Raw genomic sequence first — 20876 nt, forward strand, 5'->3', positions numbered from 1 at the left:
TTTAATCCCTTTTAAGGTCTTCTCCGAGCATGATCCTAGCTAAGTCGACTTCATCATTGCATGCTCGAGCATCTTTTTCGCAAAGTTGGTAAAAATCTTTTATTGAGACCCCATCAACACCTGTGATGTTCAATTCTTTTTGCAAAAACGTCACTGTCATATGTAGCACTTTGTGCGCATGAAGTATCAGAGCTTTGTCAGCTATATCACCGCGTTCAAAGTAAAACGCAATGAACTTATGGAGTTGGTTAATACGCAGTAAGTTTTTCATCGTATGCGGATCCCATACTTGGAATTCCAAAAAACGATTGTCTTTAACATAGGCATCAATTTTGGTGCCTTTGGCTATTGGGTAAGCCCAAAGCTCAAAGCCTCTATCAGTAAATGCTTGATGTAATGCTATTTGAGGTTTATTGTCACAGTGAATTATGCCACTGTCATCTTCATAACCACCTAACAGTTCGATATTCCAGTTTCGCTTATCTAGTAAACGCTTTACCGCATTATCAAAGCCGTGATGGAGCAGACCTTCACATTCACTTACCGCTGAGGCGACAAGGTGATAAAAAGGCGGAAGTTCACCCCAATTAATTTGCTTTTTGTACCAATTTATTTCTTTTAGTGTTGGATTGGCTGGCAATCGGGCCTTATTATTAACGCCTGGCATTAAGATTCCCAAGAAGTAGAGTATGCTATTAAGAATAAACCATCAACGCCTTGAGGGCTACCGCATTGAGTGATTTGTGTGGAGACAAGACAACAAAATTTGTGCATGATTTGCGAGAATTTACCTGTCCCGCATTATTTGTTCAGTTTAAGTGGCGGTTAAAGCGCCATGACTATACTCTAGGCAAACTAAAGTTGCTGATGAGTCAGGATCAAAGCTTGTTAGACATAAAAAAATATTTGGATGGTAACTCGGTGAGTTACCAAATTATTGAAATTGAAAGCGGTGAAGTGTGTTTGGAGATCATGGATGTTTGAGTTAGTAAAAGCGTGGTATATCAAAAAGTTTTCAGATCCACATTCCGTTACTCTATTGCTGATGCTAGTTGCTACGGTTGCATTGCTGTACTTTTTTGGCAGTTATGTCATGCCGGTACTGGTCGCAATTGTCATAGCTTATTTACTAGAATGGCCAGTGAACAAGCTTACCCGTGTCACTGGCAGTAGGATGTTATCAGCAGTAGTGGTAATGGCGGTATTTGTGGGGGTCGCTTTGGGGCTGGTATTTGGTATCGTTCCCGTTTTGTGGCAACAGTTAAGTAACTTGCTCCAAGAAAGTCCAACCATGGTCGAAGAGGGTAAGGACTTCCTTTTACATTTACCTGAATACTATCCGACGTTGATCTCTACAACTCAGGTACAGGCAATTGTGAGTTCTGTGGAAAGCAAACTGTTAGAGCTTGGCGAAGTCATTGTGTCAGCCTCATTAACTTCATTAAAAGACGTTGTCGCTTGGATGATTTATTTAGTCTTAGTGCCGCTGCTTGCTTTTTTCATGTTGAAAGACAAATCAGAGCTTACATCTGGAATTTCAAAAATTATACCCAAGGACAGAAAGCTCATTTCACAAGTGTGGCACGAGATGGACCAACAAATCATGAATTATATTCGTGGTAAAGTTTTTGAGATTGTCATCGTTGGTGTAGTGAGCTTTGTGACCTTTTCTATTTTGGATTTACGTTATGCTGCACTACTGGGGACGTTGGTTGGGCTCTCTGTACTTATCCCATTTATTGGTGCTGCACTCGTTACCTTACCCGTTGCCGCAGTTGCTTTGTTTCAATTTGGGCTAGCGCCAGAATTTTGGACTATTCTCATCGCGTACGGCATTATTCAAGCATTAGATGGTAATGTTTTAGTGCCGTTATTGTTTTCAGAAGCAGTGGATCTCAACCCTGTTTATATCATTGTTGCAGTGTTATTTTTTGGTGGTTTATGGGGATTTTGGGGCGTATTCTTTGCGATTCCACTTGCATCTCTGGTCAAGGCGCTGATCAATGCATGGTCGAGTAAGAGTGAAGAACTGTTGGCGAAATAGTGAGAATTTTTGATGTTAGTCGGCTCAAGAGCCGACTAAATAAATAGCTATTGTGTGATCCTACCCGTGCTTTCACGAACCACCATACTCGGTGTGAACACATGTGAGACTTCTTTATCATTTTTTCGATGTCCCCGTGTTTTAGAAAACAATAAACGCGCAGCATGTTCAGAAATAATGTTGTTAGCCTGATGTGCAGTCGTAAGCTTTGGCCAAGTTTGGCGGGAGAATGGAGAGTCCTCAAAGCCACTGATAGACAATTGACCCGGGATCTCTATGTTCATCAGCCGCGCAGCAAATAAAGCTCCAGCGGCTACCTCATCGTTACCACCTAAAATCGCAGTGATTTGGTTTGGATTACCATTGGCCAGCAGCGCTTTAGCGCCTTTTACCCCTGATTCAAATGAGTAAGTACCGTGATAGAGCAGTGTATCGTCTTGTTTTATATCGTGTGCTTTTAGGGCATCGCGATATCCGGCTAACCGTTCCGTCGTTGATTTGTGTTCTTCATCCCCAAGTACAAACGCAATTTTTTTATGTCCAAGTTGGATCAGATGCTCAGTAATTTCATAGGCTGCAGCGTAGTCGTCAACAAAGATACAGTTATTTGCGCTATTTTTCGCTTCTTGCGCTCGACCAGAAAGTAGACGCACGTAATGTATGCCCAGCTCATCTAGCATATCAATAATGGATTGTTGCTCGGATAGAGGAGGAGTCAAGACTAAACCTGCAAGACGTGAGCGTTTGATCATAGTGACGAATTCTTCGGCCATATTTTCCGAATTGGATTCACAGGGGTGGATGACGAGCTCATATCCTTCATCTCTACAGCGAGATAACACCCCGTTTTGCATATCAATGACATAATACGCATTGGGATTGTCGTAGACCAAGCCAATTGCAAATGAAGAAGTACCAGCTAAGTTTCTCGCAGCGATATTAGGCTGATAATTAAGCTCTTTTACAGCCTGCATTACTTGATCGTAGGTTTTTTTTCTAACCGAAGGTTCTTTATTGATTACCCGCGATACGGTTTTCATAGATACGCCAGCTAGCTTGGCAACATCATTAATAGTGACTTTCATGTAGTTGTTCTTCTATTTACAGGTCTGTATCGATCATTATTAAGCACAGAGGAATAGTAGCGCTTTATGTATGCAGAAGCTAGCGCCCAATTTCTGAGATATTTAGCCGCTAAGGCGACCATCGGCTTAATAAAAGGATCATCTGTTTTTCTTAGTCTATCTAATAAGTACAGAATTTAGCACTACAATTCGCAGAAATAAATGAATGATACCGGTGTCAAAAATTTTATTTTAGGTTATTATTCGCAATGTAAAATTGAAAAGAAGCGATTTGACAGCGTTGTCATTTTGGCATAATGTGCTTGTTTAATAATGTTTCTTTGTTGTTACTACCTGAAAAGTAAGGTAACTAACAATCACTTACGTCTTAGGGGAATATGTAATGGGTGGTCGTGTAGATTTGGATAGTTGGCAAAAGCTCAGTGGTTCTGCGCAGCGAGTAGAGCAACAGCATTTAAAAACGATGTTTGCAAACGATGCACAAAGGTTTGAAAAGTTTTCTCGTCAAATCTCAGGTGTATTGTTCGACTTTTCCAAGCAACGCATTGATGACCAAACATTCTCTGAGATGATGCAGCTCGCAAAAGAGAGTGATATTGCGCTTTGGCGAGAAAAGATGTTCTCAGGTGAAAAAATAAATATCACTGAGGACCGAGCTGTTTTACATACAGCACTGCGTAACCGAGCTAATACACCTATTTATGTGGATGGTGTAAACGTTACTGAACAAGTCAATGCAGAATTAGAAAAACTACAAGCATTTAGTAACCGAGTTCGTTCAGGTGAGTGGCAAGGGTATACAGGCAAAGCTGTCAAAGATGTGGTTGCGATTGGCGTTGGTGGTTCTAACTTAGGTCCGCAAATGGTGACTGATGCGCTAGCCGCGTATGCAGATGAAACGCTAAACGTGCATTATGTTTCGAATGTTGACGGTGTACAGATTGCTTCAGTACTAAAAGGTTTGGACGCAGAAACAACCCTGTTTGTTGTGTCATCAAAAACCTTCACAACCTCTGAAACTATGACCAATGCAAAGACTGCCGTTGAGTGGTTTTTGAATGCTGCAAATGATAGAGCGGCAATCGCCAAGCATTTTGTTGCGGTGAGCACCAACCTTGAGAAGACCAGAGCGTTTGGTATTAGCGATGACAACGTGTTTACGATGTGGGACTGGGTTGGCGGTCGTTTCTCGCTTTGGAGCGCGATAGGATTACCAATCGCACTTTATTTAGGCTTCGATAAGTTTGTCGAAGTACTTGAAGGTGCGTTTGAAATTGATGAGCACTTTAAAACGGCAAACAACGAAGACAATATTCCACTGTTGATGGCGTTACTTAGTGTATGGAATACTAGCTTCTTGGGGTATCAAGCACAAGCGATTTTGCCTTATGATCAGGCGCTTCATATGCTGCCTGCGTATTTACAACAAGGTGAAATGGAAAGTAACGGTAAGCATGTTACTTTTGCAGGAGAGCAGGTAAACTATACGACTGTGCCAATTATTTGGGGCATGACAGGGATAAATGGCCAGCATGCTTTTTATCAGTGTTTACACCAAGGTAATGTGATTGTACCGGCTGATTTTATCGCTTCGATTGAACCGCAAAACAAAGTAGGCCAGCATCACGATATTTTACTGTCTAACTTCTTCGCGCAAACGGAAGCGATGATGGCGGGTGTAGATGCACAGCAGGTACGTGAAGATTTAACGGCTAAAGGTAAGTCGGATGCGGAAATCGACAAGTTGATCCCGCATAAAATACACCAAGGTAACCGTCCAACCTCTTCATTTATCTTGGATAAGGTAGATGCAAAAGCTGTGGGCCGACTAATTGCCTTGTATGAACACAAAATTTTCTGCCAAGGCATTATTTTGGATGTGTGTTCATTTGACCAGTGGGGTGTTGAGCTTGGTAAAGGGCTTGCTTCAAATATTGAAGCCGAGCTAACGCAAGAAGGCGTTACTAACCCGCATGATAGCTCAACGGCGGGTCTAATCGCTTATTACAAGCAAAAGAGAACAAATTAATACTTCGAGTGGAACTGGAAGTAAACAGAATACCTTTGAACGGGTAGCGCTGGAGTACTTAGAACCTGTATTTTTGTGAGAGGAAATACAGGTTTCTAAGACTCATTTATACCAACTTACTTAATCTCTCAAATTGAGCAGGTATTAAGTCGAATTGATATTACTAGTGCATTGCAATCGAAATCATCACCCGTTACACAATGAGTTTGGTAGGCTTTGGAGTGGCTCCAAATCGAATAAACACTGCGTGCTTGTAGTGCACGCCTAACCTAATGAGAGTGAATTATGCTTAATCCTTTTGACATCGTAATTTTTGGTGGGGGAGGCGATTTAGCACTTCGCAAACTCCTACCTGCCTTGTATCGTGCATATCAAGAAGGTAACTTACCTGAAGGCACTCGCATCTTACCGACCGTTCGTGAACAAAACAAACAACAAGAATTTATCGAAACGGCACATATCGCATTACAAACTCACCTTGGCAAAGGCGAATACAACAAGAAAGATTGGTCCGCATTTGAACAGTTTTTAGTGCCTGTGGTAGTCAACGTTACTGAAGAAGATGAACACTGGGATACGCTAAAGAATATTTTGGCTGATGGGGAAGATAAGTCTCGTGTATTCTACTTGTCACTTCCTCCAGCGGTTTATGGCCGTTGTTGTGAGCTATTGTCAATCAAAGGGCTAATCACTGAGCAATCACGTGTAGTTGTTGAAAAGCCTATTGGTTATTGCGGCAAATCTGCAGAAGAAATTAATGCCAAAATCGGTGAGTTCTTCTCGGAAGAGCAAGTATTCCGTATCGATCATTATCTAGGTAAAGAAACGGTTCAAAACCTGATGGCACTTAGATTCTCAAACGCACTGTTCGAGAATTTATGGGATGCTAAAGCCATAGATAATATTCAGATCAGTATCTCTGAAACAGTCGGTCTTGAAAGCAGAGCTGGCTTCTACGACAAAGCGGGTGCACTTCGTGATATGGTACAAAATCACTTATTGCAACTACTTTGCTTGGTTGCGATGGAGTCACCACATAAACTTAATGCCAACAGCATTCGCACTGAAAAGCTTAAAGTATTAGAAGCGCTTAGACCGCTAATTGACTCAGATGTAGATAATAATGTTGTGCGTGGTCAATATGTGCCAGGCGACCTTGAAGGTAAGCTGGTACCTGGCTACCTAGAAGAGTTGGGCGAAGGGTCGAGTAAAACAGAAACATTTGTTGCTATTCGTGCTCACATTGATAACTGGCGTTGGTCTGGCGTGCCTTTCTATTTAAGAACGGGGAAGCGTATGAAAAAGCGTTGTGCTGAAATTGTGGTTGAGTACAAGCCTGTTTCTCACAATGTTTATGGTGATGCGGCGGGTCCAATTCAGCCAAACCGTCTGGTAATAAGATTACAACCTGAAGAAAGTATTCAGTTAACGCTAATGTCTAAGCGTCTAGATAACCTTGAAATGCAACTAGAGCCAGTGACGCTAAATATCTCATTGAGTGAAAAGTATAACAATGGCTATCATTCAGACGCATATAAGCGCTTAATGCTAGACGCCGCTGCAAATAACCCTGCTTTATTTATTCACCGTGACGAAGTGCGCCAAGCGTGGCAGTGGGTTGATCCAATCATTGAGCGTTGGCAGAGTAAAGGGGCTCCGTCACTTTATCGTGCTGGCTCTTGGGGTCCTGAAGACGCCGATGAACTGCTAGAAGAAAACAAACATGTTTGGTTCAACGCGGGAGAGCAAGCGTAATGGCACAGTTAACAGAAAGAAATTTCAGCTCCAAAGACGAGATGACAGCAGCGCTTGCAGAGCTACTCCAATCAGGGCTTAGCCAAGGGATTGCACAAGATGGTGAAGCTGTGCTGTTAGTATCTGGTGGTTCATCACCGGCTCCAGCGTATCGTTACCTTTCTGGTGTTGAACTAGGCTGGGACAAAATTACGGTTGCTATGGTTGATGAACGTTGGGTCGAACCGGAACACGAAAAGTCTAACGAAGCATTTATCAAGTCGACATTACTGCAAGACAAAGCGGCAAATGCTCGATTTGTAACAATGAAGAATGCGGCAGTGTCAGCAGAAGAGGGCGCTGATCTATGTGAGTCTGCTTATGCAGCGTTGAAAAAACCGTTCGATGTTACTATTTTGGGAATGGGACCTGATGGTCATACCGCCAGTTTATTTCCAAATGCAAAGGGCCTAGAGCACGCGTTAACGACCACAAACACTGTATGCGCAATTAATGCTCATCAAAGCGAAGTGACAGGTGAGATCACCGAGCGCATGAGTTTGTCTTTGGCGGGAATAGCTAACTCTAAGGCGGCTGTTTTATTGATCTCTGGTGATGAAAAAAAGGCGGTGTATGAAGCGGCAAAACAACCCGGCTCAGAGTATGAAGTACCACTGCGCGCTGTATTAAATCACCCTGATATTAATTTGACCGTATTTTGGTGCCCGTAACCCGAGTGCATCTACTAAAAATAGTAAAATGCAAGGCTGGCGTGATAGCTGGCCTTGTCTTGATTATTTGGTCAACTGATTGAATATCTCTGGACATTCAGCTCGAAGCGACAACACTTCTTACTTCTTACTTCTTACTTCTTACTTCTTACTTCTTACGAATAAAAGCAATAAATTTTACTGATTCAAGATACGATCATTATAAAATCAACAAGTCCCGTAATGGGGTATTTAAATTTGTGCAAAAGATAGTGATAGCTAACTCGCTAATTGTAGATTTTATAAGCCTTTGTCATAAAAAATTCTCTTAAAAGAACTAGACAGTACTTACAGATAAATCTATAATGACAGCGTTGTCATTGATATTGATTCTCATCTTTAGCTTCTGCCCAAGCTTGATGAGGGAATTGAATACACATCCCCTTGTGTGTATTCAGATAACTAAAATGTCCCTTTATTGAGACAATTCCATCTTAAAACCCTACAGCAGCAAAATTTTTTGTGCTATTCTCCAATCGTTTTTGTAACAAACCATATCTTGGCTATATTTAAGTTTATATTTATCAATAAGATATATATCTATATGAATATTTTTTGAATAACAGGCCAAAAAAATTGTAGCGAATATGTAATTTAGGGTGTATGGTTTGTTATTAGATGACAGCGTTGTCATCATCACTGGGCAGAAGTGATTTAAAAAACCAACAAAATGATTCAAGGGGAATCCTGTGTTAGCTAATAATTTCAAAAAAAGCTTACTAGCAGTGAACGTCGGTATCGCACTAGGTGCGGGCTTTTCAGGCGTTGTAGTTGCAGAAGAAAGTCAAAGCCAAAATCAAGTACAAGAAAACGTAGAAGTCATTGAAGTTCGTGGTATTCGCCGTTCTTTAAAAGAATCTATCAATACCAAGCGTTTTGCAACGAGTGTTGTTGACGCCGTATCTGCAGAAGATATCGGTAAGTTTCCTGACAGCGATGTAGGTGAAGCACTTGGTCGTATTCCAGGTGTTGCGGTAAACCGTCAATTTGGACAAGGTCAACAAGTATCTATCCGAGGAGCTTCAAACCAATTGACACTGACTACTTTAAATGGTCAGTCAGTTGCGTCGACTGGTTGGTATGACCAACAAGCAATCGACCGAAGCTTCAACTATACATTGTTACCACCTCAATTAATCAGCGCTATCGAAGTATTTAAGTCTTCACAGGCCGATTTAGTTGAAGGAGGAGTGGGTGGTACTGTTAACGTTAAAACTCGCAAACCATTAGATTTGGACTCAAACTCAGCGTTCTTCTCTGTTGAAGGTGAATATTCAACAGAGTCGGAAGAGACAGACCCTGGCCTCTCAGCGCTTTACAGCTGGAAAAATGCTGATGAAACTTTTGGTGTGATGGGGGCGGTTGCGTATGAAGATTCTACATATGTACGTCGCGGAAATGAAGCGTCTTATGGTTGGGATGGTGCGGAGTCAGTAAACTATTTCGAACAGCAGCGTGAAAGAACTTCTATCGATATCACTGCACAGTACGCACCAACAGAAAATTCAGAGTTTGTCCTACATTACTTAGGATTAGAGCTAGAAGCTGATAACGCTAACAACAGTATTTTCTTATTCACAAACTTGAATAACTGTGAGAAAAAAATCGCAGTGTCAGATGTCTGTACTGTTCGTTCGAATACAGCAGAGAATCCAGCGCCAAACCGTGCATTCTTACAAACGTTTGCTCGTTTTGCTTCGATGGAATCTGAAGTTATTGATTTAGCCTATAATTATCATGGCGACAACTTTAAGGTTGAGACTCGTTTAGGCTCAACTTCAGCTGAAGGTGGAACGGATTTAACAATAAACCACGCAGCATACTTAGGAACTGCGGCAGATCTTAACGGTTTAGTTTTAGATAACTCAGGAAAGGTGTCTTCAGTAAATCTGCCAAAAGGCGGCTGGAATATTTCAGAATTTGATCCTAGTTGGGACGGTCGAGGTCTGCAAAATTGGGCTTCTCAAAAAGCACCAAATAAAGATGAAGAAACATATTTCCAAGCAGATCTTACCTACAATCTAGATCATGATTATATTACGTCAATAAAAGCAGGTGTTCGTTGGACCGATCACGAAGTAGAAAGAGATTCGTATCGCCCAACGCATAATGCACACAATACTATCGACCCAACGCAGTTTTGGACTGGTAGTGATACGTCAGGAACGGATGCAAATGTCACAATTCCGACACCAGACATTAATGCAATGAGAGCAAATGCAGAAGCAACTTTTGGTACTTGGTATCATGACCGTTCAGGTTATTCTACGGTTGAAGAAGAAAACTTAGCTATTTACTTAATGGCTAACTATTCAGGCGAAAATTACAGAGGTAATTTTGGTTTGAGATATGTATCAACAGATGCATCATCTAAATACTTTGCGCCTATGCCAGGTTTTGTTGATCCAAATGGTATTGGTCAAAACAATGGTCTGAGCTCAAGCATTGTTGAAGATAAAGGTGATTACAGCGAAATCTTACCTAGCTTTAACTTAGCCTACGACTTAAGTGAAGATAGCATTGTACGTGTTTCTCTAGCACAAGTTATTTCTCGTCCTAACTACAACGATATGTTTGCAGCGACGCAGATTGCAGGTTATGGCGATACTCAGCGCGGTAATGAGACGCTTACTAAGGGTAACCCTAATCTTAAGCCGTTTAAAGCTACTCAAGCTGACCTAGGATATGAGTATTACTACGGTGATGCAAATATGGTTGCAATCACATTGTTCTACAAAGATGTCAGTAACTTTACGACTAGTGAAACTACGTTGAACCAATCGGTTGGAATTGTTGACCCTGTGACTGGTCAAGATAACTGGCAGGTAAACACTCAGGTTGATGGTGATGGTGGTGATATTCTTGGTTTTGAATTCCAAGTTCAGCACGAACTAGGTGGTGGATTTGGCACGCTATTCAACTACACCTATGCTGACGGTTCTGTTGATGAGTCGAACTTCTCTGATGCTGTAGGCTTATTCTCAGATAGTTCTGAAAACACAATCAATGCGGTTGCGTATTATGAGCAAGATGATGTAAGCGTAAGACTTGCTTACAACTGGCGTTCTAAGTATATGATCCGTGAGACCGGCTTCTACGGTAACCGTATGCACGATGACTATGGATCACTCGATTTAACCGCAAGTTACAATGTTACTGACGCAATTACGCTACGTTTTGCAGCTGTGAATTTAACTGAGGAAGATAGTGTACAGTATGGGGTAGCTGAATTCCCTGCTGGTACTAAGCCATCAATTCGTGACGGCTATGCTGCTTGGTCATATAAAGGGGATGCGAGATACTCTCTTGGTGTTGATTTCCGCTTTTAAGATTTAGCATACTATCAAGGAAGCCCCTATATGGGGCTTCTTTCTATTTAGTACTATAGAAATTCGATTTTGATGTTTTACTATGTTTCGTAGGTAATTAATTTGAAAGAAATTAGCAAGGTCGTAATCGTTGGTGGTGGGACGGCTGGATGGATTGCTGCATGTCATATTGCCAAAAAATTAAACCCTAATGAAAATGACAATATTTCAATTACTTTATTAGACTCGCCCGATATTCCGACCATCGGAGTTGGAGAAGGAACCGTCCCTGTAATCAAAGACACGCTAAAATACTTTGGAATAAAAGAAAGTGATTTTATAGGTCAATGTGATGTCACTTTCAAGCATAGTATTAAATTCGTGAATTGGTGTCATAATCCATCAGCAGTAGAAGAAGATTTTTATCATCACCTTTTTGATTTCCCAAATATTCGCCCTTTTGATGTAACACCTCATTGGTTATTAAATAAAGAGTTAGCCAGCAAAAAGTATGCAGATTTAGTATCGGTACAGTCGTATATTTGTGAAAAAGCATTACCACCAAAACGGTTATCAGATAAAGAGTTTTCAGGACTCTTTAATTATGCTTATCATCTTGATGCTGGTAAATTTACAGAGCTTCTGCGTCAGCATGCAATACACAAGCTTGGCGTTAAGAATCTTAAGTGTAATGTCACAAAGGCTAACTTAAATGATGAGCACTTTATCGAGTCTTTAGAACTCGACAATGGTGAAAGAGTGAAGGGAGATTTCTTTGTTGATTGTTCCGGTTTTCAATCGCTACTGATTGAACAGTCACTTGGAGGGAAGTTTATTGATAAAGGGAGTGAGCTTTTAGCAGACACTGCATTGGCTGTTCAAGTTGATTATGATACTCCAAATGCCACGATCAAACCTTACACGACTTCAACCGCCCAAAAATATGGGTGGATTTGGGATATAGGCTTAACAACACGCAGAGGAATAGGGTATGTTTATTCCAGCAAGTATCAAACAGAGGAGAGTGCGAGATCTACCTTACTGAATTATATAGAAGATAGTAAGATGCTCAGCCAAGTCCGAAAATTGCCAATGAAGGTTGGATACCAGCAAACGCCGTGGATAAATAATTGTGTGGCTATGGGGCTGTCACAAGGGTTTGTAGAGCCATTAGAAGCTACAGGTTTGCTTATGTTTGATGTTACAGCAAGGATGTTTGCAGAGGCTTTTCCGAGTGATGTAGAAAATATTAAACTTAGGCAAAAGCGTTTTAATGAAGATGTTACGCAGATGTGGGAGTCAACGACCGACTTCATCAAACTTCATTATTATTTATCAAAAAGAGATGATAGCGCTTTTTGGATTGATAATAGAAATGATAACTCGTTATCGAATGAGTTAAAAGAAAAGCTACAGCTTTGGCGTGCTAAAATTCCTTCTCAATTCGACTTCCGTTCCAATTTAGATCTGTTTCGTGTCAGCAATTACCTCTATGTTCTATACGGCATGAATTATTATACCCACCTTTCGATTCAGCCGCCTTCGGGAGAGGCTAGTGCATTATCGAAGCTATTGGAGGATATTCAGAAAGGAGTAAGCTATTGCAGTAATAACTTACGAGGGCACAGAGAAACCTTAGAGCATATTAAACGTTCGGTAGTTCACGTCGGTCAAAAATAATGAAGCTCGTAATCGTTAAACGTCCATCCAATATTACGTCTGAGTTAAGTTGCGATTCCGCGAGACACGCTGAATGAAGTCGAGTGCTAGGGAAAGCCACGATGCGGCCAAACTCAGCTTCGATATAATGAGTTCTGTCAAAAAGTGGATGGTGACTGGAGATATATTGTTTTTCTTTGTAGCCACCTTGTGACAGCTCAATATCTAAGTGATCTCGATAGCGGTCATGATTTGCACTGATAACTTCCTTCACTCCCGTCGATTTGTGTTGGTAAAAGCCAGTTCCACCAAATTCACCACCACAAAGGTAATGAACCAATGCTATCTGGTTTGAGTTTAAATTGTCGAAGTGTGGAATTGTTTGATATGCATGAAGTTCTTCATTTAACTTGGTGGCAATTGCATAATTGCAGCTGATACGTTTAATTGATTCTAGTGATGGTGATGCACCAAAATAAGGAGCCAGTTTAAGTGCTAATTCCTTAACAAATTCAAAATAGTCATTTGAAACTCGCGCCCATAAGCCTGGATAACTGTTTATCGGTTTTACCCAATCAGGACGATAACTTGGCGCTTGCTGTTTCCACACTGTGCTCATATTGCCAAAGTCCATATAAATCATCGGTGTGTCTCTTTCATAAGGCGACAATTGAATGGGTTCAACCTTTTCAATAGATTTTATATGTTGTTTAATTGCTTCGTTCATTTAGCTCTCTTTTTACACTAGGGAAGTTGGCAAGACCATCAATATATCAAACTCTTAACTAAGAGTTTAATATATTTCTTTACTTCTTTAGTCATTGATTCGCACGATGCGTCTAGATTGATTTTTAGACAGATATTCAAGAATTTTTAGACAGATATTCAAGAATATAGGCGAGGTAATTATTTGGTTTTTGGTTGCCATAGTTAGCGGTATCTCTTCTCATAAATATTTAACTTCCAATTTGCCCCGAAAACCGCTAGCCTTAGGGGCAATAAATAAAGTAACAAATACGTAAAATAATGGAGCAGTATTATGGCGGAACAACAAGTGCAGCCTTTACACAACGAAAAGCACGCTAATATCAAAGTAAAAAATGGCGTGAACGTTGATTTCCTTAAAACTCAGCACTTAATGCCTGTAGTGGCGCATGAGTTTGCGCGTGTAGCGACAGAATTCCCAATGGCGTTTGTTAAAAACACTGAGTCAGGTCAATTTCAAGCGGTTGCTATGTTTGGTCTTCAGCCTGGTGAAAACCTATTTGTTGATGGTGATAAGTGGACTGGCAGCTTTGTGCCAATGGCCGCAGCACGTTACCCGTTTGGTTTGGTTAAGCACCCAGAGCAAGATCAGTTTGGTATTGTTATTGATGAAGCAAGCCCGCTAGTTGGTGAAGAGGAAGGCAATGCGCTTTTCGAAGACGGTAAAGAAACCGAATATCTAGGTCGTCGTAAAGAAGCGTTAGTTAGCTATGTTGAGTTTGCTCGCGTAACTGAAGCGTTTACTCAGTATCTTGCTGACAAAGAGCTTCTAGTTCAACAAACACTAACGGTGGAAATCCGTGGTGAGAAAAAAGACATCAACGGTATTTACCTTGTGGATGAGCGTAAGCTAAATGAATTAGGTGACGAAGATTTCCTAGAGCTACGTAAACGTGGCTATTTAGCACCGATCTTCGCATTCTTAACTTCTACACATCAAGTAGCGCGCCTTGCTCGTATGAAGGCACAGCGTGAAGCGAGCTAATCGCTTTTAGATATTGAATGATTCGATAGAAGCGCTTCCAGAGGAAGCGCTTTTTTGTGCATGCTATTTTATAAGTGCCACACCAATTTGCTCCTTCAAATTGAGCAAGTATTAAGACAAATTGGTATTACTTAGCGTTTGGAATAGGGCAGTATGAACCGCCACGAGGGATCCAGACCGAGCGTGTTTCCCAGCGACAGTTGTAAGCTACTCGGCGTTCTTCTTGTTGAGTTGAAAAAGTATCATGTTGATGAACATAGGCACCTCCAGGCACCTGATAGTTTGGGATTGGATGAGGAATAGTCCAACCTCCGGGGCAGCTTTGTGTCGCGAGTACGGTTTTAGTTTGCCATAAAGTATAGGGACCGTAAGGTTCACCTGCTATTAATTTGTAGTGGCAAGTCTTATAACTCACATCAACGAGCTCTGTACGGTAGTCACATACCCACACACGTCGCTCATCCCAGTAGCCACCGCAGTCAACATTGTTTACTTGGGTGTCATAAAAAGTGTTGTAATCAATAACTTTAATTTGCTCTTGAGTAGACGCGGCTTGAGCAGTACCAAGCAGTAGTGTGCTAAAAACTGCAATTTTTAGAATGTTTTTCATATCGATTCCTGTCGAATTTCGTTATTTTATTACTTTGAGTTATTTCAAAGTAATAAATATGTTTCCATTTCGTGGTCGAAATAACAACCATGAATTGATTGAAAAATATTCAAATTTGCTGTTGTGTCTTGCTGCTCATGAGTTTCTTTCAACCACACTGTAAATAGGTTAGCTTGACAATTTTAACGCGAAAGCTTGCATCGTTCTAAAATTCACCTCATGCTGAAGTTTAACAACGAACCAAGGTATAAAAATGAAAAAAATCTCTTTGTTAGCAGCCTTATTAGCCTTGTCGGCGACAGCTGCTGTCGCTGACGAGAAAGCGCCACCGTTTGCGATCGCCATTCATGGAGGAGCTGGTACGATTGAGCGCAGTAACTTCACACCAGAAAAAGAAAAACAATACAAAGCTAAATTAAAAGAAGCCGTTGAAGCGGGGTATAAGGTACTAGAACAAGGTGGGGAAAGCCTTGATGCGGTAACGGCAGCCATTAATATTCTTGAAGACTCGCCTTTTTTTAATGCTGGTAAGGGGGCCGTGTACACTTATGATGAAGGGCATGAGCTAGATGCGTCAATCATGGATGGTCGTAATCGCCAAGCGGGCGCTGTGGCGGGGGTGAAGCACATTAAAAACCCAATCAACCTGGCAAAAGAAGTGATGCAGCATTCAGTACATGTCATGCTAAGTGGTGAAGGTGCGGAAGACTTTGCTAAGAAACGCGGATTTACGTTAGTGGAAAACAGCTATTTTGACACCGATGCTCGCTATCAATCGCTCCTAAAGGCGAAAAAGCGATTGCAGATGAAAGAAGCGGCGACCAAAGACTATCAGGCGGCACACCAACAATTAGAGAGCCAATATAAGATGGGAACTGTGGGGGCTGTCGCACTCGATAAGCAGGGGAATTTAGCTGCTGGAACGTCAACTGGTGGCATGACGGCTAAACGCTTCGGACGGATAGGTGACTCACCGGTTATTGGTGCGGGCACATTTGCGGATAACCGCTCTTGTGCTGTTTCAGCAACGGGACATGGCGAGTATTTTATTCGATATAATGTCGCAGCTGATATTTGTGCTCGTGTCGCTTATCAAAACAAGTCGATTGAAAAAGCGGGGCAAGAAGTGATTTTTGATACGCTATATCCAATTGGTGGCACGGGAGGGGTGATCATAGTTGACCCTAAAGGAAATATTAGCATGCCATTTAATACCGCTGGAATGTATCGTGCGAGCAAGTCGTCAACAACACCGACCTATGTTGGTATTTATAGCGAGTAAAACAATATTTCGTTGAGATTAAGCAAGTTCTTCAAACGCCAGCTACTATTATCATGATAGCTGGCGTTTTTAATGGAGATGAGCAATGCAATCAATAAAAGTCGCAGACTACTTAAATCATCGCCCCGTAACATTCAAACAGGACATGCGCGTAGAATCAGCTGTAGAAAAGCTGCTACAAAGCGGCCAGTCGGGCGGGCCGGTTATAGACGAAGCAAGGCGGGTTATTGGGTTTTTATCTGAGCAGGATTGTCTCAAAAAAATGTTAGAGGCGACCTATCAAAATGAGTCTCATAGCGTGGTGTCCGATGTGATGACAAAAGAGCCTCTGTGTGTAAAACGCGAAGACAGCATAGTGCAAATGGCAGATTTGATGATTTGTAATAAGCCCAAAGTGTACCCGGTAGTTGACGATGAAGGGCGCTTACTTGGGGTTATCAGTCGTGCAAATGTGTTATTAGCGTTGGATAAGCATTTACATGATGCTTATGTCTCTGGTCACCGCTACGTATAAAGCGATGAAATTTACGAGCTGTTAAGTTAACCCATGAGGAGTTGCCTTGAGAATAACAGCAAAAATCTCAATTCCTAACCAAATTTAGTTGGGTTCGTCTAATCTGATTTGATAAACTACACGGCGTTTTATGTAATCACAAGGTGTCGTGTAGTGCAGGTTGACTCGCTGTTCAAAGAGCTAAATTCATGTCTTAAAAAGGATCACTTCATCCTCAAAAAGCGCCTCCATGGTGCGAAAAAAATTACCGATCAAGAAAAGCAAAAGCAGGTAGTCGCAAAAGTAGCGGCTGCAATAGCAAAAAGCCAAGAATTAAAGGTAACAAGAAGTGCTAATATTCCAGCAGTAGAGTATCCTGAGCAATTACCTGTTAGCCAGAAAAAAGACGACATCAAAGCAGCCATTGCGAATAACCAAGTGGTTATTGTTGCCGGTGAAACAGGCTCGGGGAAGACCACGCAGCTGCCTAAAATTTGTTTAGAGTTAGGTCGAGGCGTGGATGGCTATATTGGTCATACACAACCAAGAAGACTAGCGGCAAGAAGTGTATCTACCCGTATCGCAGAAGAAATTGGCTGCGAGATGGGGCAAGAAGTTGGATTTAAAATTCGCTTCTCAGATCAAGTTTCTGACAATACATACGTCAAACTGATGACCGACGGTATTTTGCTCTCGGAAATTCAACAAGACAGATTCCTCAACCAGTACGACACAATCATCATTGATGAAGCGCACGAGCGTAGCCTGAATATTGATTTTATTCTGGGTTATTTAAAGCAGTTGTTGCCGAAGCGTCCAGATCTTAAAGTGATTATTACCTCAGCAACCATTGACCCAGAGCGTTTTTCCAAACATTTTAGTGACGCACCTATTATTGAAGTGTCAGGGCGAACTTATCCAGTAGAAGTGAGATATCGTCCAGTTGAAGATGTAGACTCACAAAATGGCGAAGCAGAAAATGACCAGTTGCAGGGCATTTTTGATGCGGTTGATGAGCTTTGTGCCGAAGGACCCGGGGATATTTTGGTATTTATGAACGGTGAGCGTGAAATTCGTGACACCGCTGATGCGCTGGCAAAACGCAATTTAAAAGGCGTTGAGATTTTACCTTTGTATGCGCGCCTGTCTAATGCCGAACAAAATCGCATTTTTGCGCCCCATAGCCAACGGCGCATCGTATTGTCTACAAACGTTGCAGAAACGTCATTGACCGTACCAGGTATTCGCTATGTTATCGACCCGGGTACTGCGAGAATAAGCCGCTACAGTTATCGAACCAAAGTGCAACGCTTACCGATTGAAGCGGTATCACAAGCCAGTGCAAACCAACGTAAAGGTCGATGTGGGCGTGTGGCATCCGGTATTTGTATTCGCTTATATTCTGAAGACGACTTTTTAGGGCGTCCTGAGTTTACCGACCCTGAAATTCTAAGAACCAATTTAGCTTCGGTTATTTTGCAAATGCTGGCACTTGGACTTGGTGATATAAGTCAATTCCCATTTGTACAAGCGCCTGATAGCCGTAATATCAAAGATGGTATGTCGTTACTTGAAGAGTTGGAGGCGATAGTTCCTGCACAGCGCAGAGAAAAAGCCAAGCTCACAGAATCAGGTCGTAAACTAAGTCGCTTACCCATAGACCCAAGGCTTGCCAAGATGGTGATGTCAGGGGCACAAAACAACGCGCTTTGGGAAGCGATAGTGATCACTGCGGCACTGTCTATTCAAGACCCAAGAGAGCGTCCTCAAGACAAACGTGCAGCAGCTGACGAAAAACACAATCGCTTTGAGTGCGAACACTCTGACTTTGTTGCATATCTAAACCTATGGAATTATATCGAAGCGCAGCAGCAAGCACTAACGCGCAACCAGTTTAGAAAGCAATGCCAAAAAGACTTTTTGGCCTATATGCGCGTACGTGAGTGGCAAGATATTGTATATCAGCTGACCACGGTATGTGAGGAGCTCGGCTTTAAAATAAATAGCAGTCCTGCAAGTGATGAGGCTGTCCATCAATCATTGCTAAGCGGTATGCTTAGCCATATTGGTGTGAAGGACGAAAAGCAAAAGCAAGTTTTTAAAGGCGCACGTAACAGCCAATTTCATATTTTCCCCGGTTCAACACTGTTTAAGAAAAGCCCTAAGTGGCTGATGTCTGCGGAGCTTGTGGAAACCAGTAAACTTTATGCTCGGGTTAATGCCAAGATCGATGTAAATTGGATTGCACCGCTCGCCAAGCATTTAGTTAATAGCAGCTATAGCGAGCCGCATTGGGAAAAAAAGGCTGGGGCGGTTATCGCATTTGAACAACAAACCTTATACGGCTTGATCATCGTTGGCCGCAAACGCACGGTGTATAGCGATATTGATCCTGTGGTTAGCCGAGAGATATTTATTCGTGAAGCGTTAGCAAACGGTCAACTTGGCCAGAGCGAAGGTTTTTTAAGCGCAAACCAAAAATTGGTTGAAGAAGTGCAGGCGCTTGAAGATAAAGCGAGGCGTCGCGATATCCTAGTCGACGAAGAAGATGTGGTTGCGTTTTATAACGATCGAATTCCACAAGACGTAAATAATCGTGCTGCGTTTAGTAAATGGTGGCGTTCACAAAAGCAAAAAGACAAACGCTTTTTGCATATGACGCGCGATCTGTTAATGAAGCATGACGCCGAGCATATCACGGATATTCATTATCCAGATACGTGGCAGCAAGGGCATTTGATCTTGCCTCTCAGTTATCACTTTGACCCAGGCCAAGCACTAGACGGCGTGGTGGTCAATATTCCTCTGGCATTATTAAACCAAGTTCAAGATGAAGGTTTTGATTGGCATATCCCTGCGCTCAGACATGAGCTGGTTTGTGGGCTTATTAAGTCACTGCCGAAGACCTTAAGACGTAACTTTGTGCCGGCACCAAATTATGCCGATGCTGTGCTTGCCGCCGTTGAGGTAATGCAAGGCTCATTTATAGAAGCGGTGGCCAACCGTTTACTCAGAATGACAGGTGTCAAAGTCGCCGAGTCAGATTGGGACGTTAGTTCACTTGAGCCGCACTTAAAAATGCAATTTCAGGTAGTTGATGACAAAGGCAAGGTGATAGCCCATAGCTTTGATTTATTGGCACTTAAGGCAAAGTTGCAAGGGCAAGTGACCGAGACGCTTTCGCAAGTGGCAGAGCAAGGGATTGAGCAGACGGATATTCAGCAGTGGGATTTTGGCGAGCTGCCAGAGCAATATACTAAAAAGCAAGGCAATTATGAGATTAAGGCTTTCCCTGCATTAGTCGATAAAAAGCAAAGTGCGGCTATAGAACTGTTTGATAACGAAGTAAAAGCCCAAGCGGCGCATCAAGCAGGATTGCGCCGTCTTGTGCTACTCAATGTTCCTTCGCCTGTTAAATACCTGCAGCAACACTTACCAAATAAGGCTAAGTTAGGATTGTACTTTAACCCCTTTGGTAAAGTGCATGATTTAGTTGATGACTGTACGCAAGCTGGGGTTGATAAGTTGCTGCGTGCATTTGGTGAGATCAGAGATGACGTCGCGTTTGAAAAAGCCAAAGAACACATTCGAGCTGAGCTAGGTGACACTGTAGTTGAAATTGCGAAGCAAGTTGAGGCTGTGCTTAGTATTGCCCACAGTATTAACAAGCGTATGAAAGGCAGAGTGGATCTCACGATGATCACCGCGCACGGCGACATAAAATCTCAGTTATCCGGTCTTATCTTTAAAGGCTTTGTCACCGCTCATGGTGCTGACAAAATCTCTGATATTTTGCGTTACATGAAAGCGATTGAAAAAAGGCTTGAAAAACTTGCGGTAGATCCAAACAGAGATAGGCTGTGTGTACTAGAATTGGAAAAAGTTGCTGCGGCCTATCAAGACAAGTTGGCAAAAATTCCTTCTGGATTACCTGTACCAGAGTCGCTTATAAATATTTTTTGGATGCAACAGGAACTTCGCGTGTCTTTGTTTGCTCAAACATTAGGAACGGCTTACCCAATTTCGGCTAAACGCGTTCTGAATTCGATAAAAGAGTGCGAAATATAAACTTGCATTTTAGAGTACGACAGTTACTTTATTATATGAGGAAG

Annotated in this window: 14 protein-coding genes; 10 read left to right on the forward strand and 4 right to left on the reverse strand. The window is 42.0% G+C overall.

From position 1 onward, the window contains the following. Window position 1 precedes the first annotated feature (1 nt). Entirely contained in the window at window positions 2-667 is a 666-nt protein-coding gene (locus CTT31_RS06730; RefSeq protein ID WP_045965430.1) for a hypothetical protein, read from the reverse strand. A gap of 309 nt (window positions 668-976) precedes the next feature. On the opposite strand from CTT31_RS06730, the gene CTT31_RS06735 reads away from it, so the two are divergent. Further along, window positions 977-2044 carry an AI-2E family transporter gene (locus CTT31_RS06735; protein ID WP_253107024.1) on the forward strand — a complete coding sequence of 356 codons (1068 nt, stop codon included), beginning with the start codon at window positions 977-979 and terminating at the stop codon, window positions 2042-2044. Between the two features lie 47 nt (window positions 2045-2091). Here the strand turns inward: CTT31_RS06735 and CTT31_RS06740 are convergent, their stop codons facing one another. Then, window positions 2092-3129 (reverse strand): LacI family DNA-binding transcriptional regulator, encoded by a 1038-nt coding sequence (locus tag CTT31_RS06740; protein ID WP_211859621.1) that lies wholly within the window; start codon window positions 3127-3129, stop codon window positions 2092-2094. Between the two features lie 382 nt (window positions 3130-3511). Between CTT31_RS06740 and pgi the strand changes: the two genes are divergently transcribed. The 5 genes from pgi to CTT31_RS06765 all read left to right on the forward strand — a co-directional run bounded on the left by pgi (window position 3512) and on the right by CTT31_RS06765 (window position 12650). Beyond that, entirely contained in the window at window positions 3512-5158 is a 1647-nt protein-coding gene (pgi, locus tag CTT31_RS06745) for a glucose-6-phosphate isomerase (RefSeq protein WP_260492239.1), read from the forward strand. Window positions 5159-5443: 285 nt separating this feature from the next. Then, on the forward strand, window positions 5444-6913 hold the full coding sequence (gene zwf, locus CTT31_RS06750; protein ID WP_039492296.1) for a glucose-6-phosphate dehydrogenase: 1470 nt from the start codon (window positions 5444-5446) through the stop codon (window positions 6911-6913). Then, window positions 6913-7623 (forward strand): 6-phosphogluconolactonase, encoded by a 711-nt coding sequence (pgl, locus tag CTT31_RS06755; protein WP_211859624.1) that lies wholly within the window; start codon window positions 6913-6915, stop codon window positions 7621-7623. The genes zwf and pgl overlap by 1 nt, the downstream gene beginning before the upstream one ends. A 728-nt stretch (window positions 7624-8351) precedes the next feature. Then, a complete protein-coding gene (locus tag CTT31_RS06760; protein ID WP_260492240.1) occupies window positions 8352-10991 on the forward strand; it encodes a TonB-dependent receptor in 2640 nt (879 codons plus the stop codon). A 102-nt stretch (window positions 10992-11093) separates the two neighbouring features. Then, window positions 11094-12650: a tryptophan halogenase family protein gene (locus CTT31_RS06765; RefSeq protein WP_260492241.1), complete on the forward strand. Its 1557-nt coding sequence runs from the start codon at window positions 11094-11096 to the stop codon at window positions 12648-12650. Here CTT31_RS06765 and CTT31_RS06770 read toward each other — a convergent pair. After that, entirely contained in the window at window positions 12616-13356 is a 741-nt protein-coding gene (locus tag CTT31_RS06770; RefSeq protein ID WP_260492242.1) for a DUF6445 family protein, read from the reverse strand. The genes CTT31_RS06765 and CTT31_RS06770 overlap by 35 nt on opposite strands. Before the next feature lie 312 nt (window positions 13357-13668). Here CTT31_RS06770 and CTT31_RS06775 point away from each other — a divergent pair, with 312 nt between their 5' ends. After that, a complete protein-coding gene (locus CTT31_RS06775) occupies window positions 13669-14379 on the forward strand; it encodes a SapC family protein (protein ID WP_010375531.1) in 711 nt (236 codons plus the stop codon). A gap of 127 nt (window positions 14380-14506) precedes the next feature. On the opposite strand, the gene CTT31_RS06780 is transcribed toward CTT31_RS06775, so the two are convergent. Further along, window positions 14507-14989, reverse strand: coding sequence for a hypothetical protein (locus CTT31_RS06780; protein WP_039492283.1), 483 nt, complete (start codon window positions 14987-14989; stop codon window positions 14507-14509). A gap of 253 nt (window positions 14990-15242) precedes the next feature. Between CTT31_RS06780 and CTT31_RS06785 the strand changes: the two genes are divergently transcribed. From CTT31_RS06785 to hrpA, 3 genes are all read left to right on the forward strand, one after another. Continuing rightward, complete coding sequence (locus CTT31_RS06785; protein WP_039492281.1) at window positions 15243-16271, forward strand: isoaspartyl peptidase/L-asparaginase family protein; 1029 nt, start codon at window positions 15243-15245, stop codon at window positions 16269-16271. Between the two features lie 85 nt (window positions 16272-16356). After that, window positions 16357-16785 (forward strand): CBS domain-containing protein, encoded by a 429-nt coding sequence (locus CTT31_RS06790; protein WP_010375537.1) that lies wholly within the window; start codon window positions 16357-16359, stop codon window positions 16783-16785. A 153-nt stretch (window positions 16786-16938) separates the two neighbouring features. Next, the gene (hrpA, locus tag CTT31_RS06795; RefSeq protein ID WP_260492243.1) at window positions 16939-20832 is read left to right on the forward strand and encodes an ATP-dependent RNA helicase HrpA; all 3894 of its coding nucleotides are present in this window, start codon (window positions 16939-16941) and stop codon (window positions 20830-20832) included. The last annotated feature ends 44 nt before the right edge of the window (window positions 20833-20876 follow it).

Source organism: Pseudoalteromonas maricaloris (assembly GCF_024746855.1).
Classification (GTDB): domain Bacteria; phylum Pseudomonadota; class Gammaproteobacteria; order Enterobacterales; family Alteromonadaceae; genus Pseudoalteromonas; species Pseudoalteromonas maricaloris.

Excerpts from the sequence above, each read along its gene's own strand:
- CTT31_RS06730 (WP_045965430.1), bottom strand. The coding sequence starts at position 667 with ATGCCAGGCGTTAATAATAAGGCCCGATTGCCAGCCAATCCAACACTA.
- CTT31_RS06735 (WP_253107024.1), top strand. The coding sequence starts at position 977 with ATGTTTGAGTTAGTAAAAGCGTGGTATATCAAAAAGTTTTCAGATCCA.
- CTT31_RS06740 (WP_211859621.1), bottom strand. The coding sequence starts at position 3,129 with ATGAAAGTCACTATTAATGATGTTGCCAAGCTAGCTGGCGTATCTATG.
- pgi (WP_260492239.1), top strand. The coding sequence starts at position 3,512 with ATGGGTGGTCGTGTAGATTTGGATAGTTGGCAAAAGCTCAGTGGTTCT.
- zwf (WP_039492296.1), top strand. The coding sequence starts at position 5,444 with ATGCTTAATCCTTTTGACATCGTAATTTTTGGTGGGGGAGGCGATTTA.
- pgl (WP_211859624.1), top strand. The coding sequence starts at position 6,913 with ATGGCACAGTTAACAGAAAGAAATTTCAGCTCCAAAGACGAGATGACA.
- CTT31_RS06770 (WP_260492242.1), bottom strand. The coding sequence starts at position 13,356 with ATGAACGAAGCAATTAAACAACATATAAAATCTATTGAAAAGGTTGAA.
- CTT31_RS06775 (WP_010375531.1), top strand. The coding sequence starts at position 13,669 with ATGGCGGAACAACAAGTGCAGCCTTTACACAACGAAAAGCACGCTAAT.
- CTT31_RS06780 (WP_039492283.1), bottom strand. The coding sequence starts at position 14,989 with ATGAAAAACATTCTAAAAATTGCAGTTTTTAGCACACTACTGCTTGGT.
- CTT31_RS06785 (WP_039492281.1), top strand. The coding sequence starts at position 15,243 with ATGAAAAAAATCTCTTTGTTAGCAGCCTTATTAGCCTTGTCGGCGACA.
- CTT31_RS06790 (WP_010375537.1), top strand. The coding sequence starts at position 16,357 with ATGCAATCAATAAAAGTCGCAGACTACTTAAATCATCGCCCCGTAACA.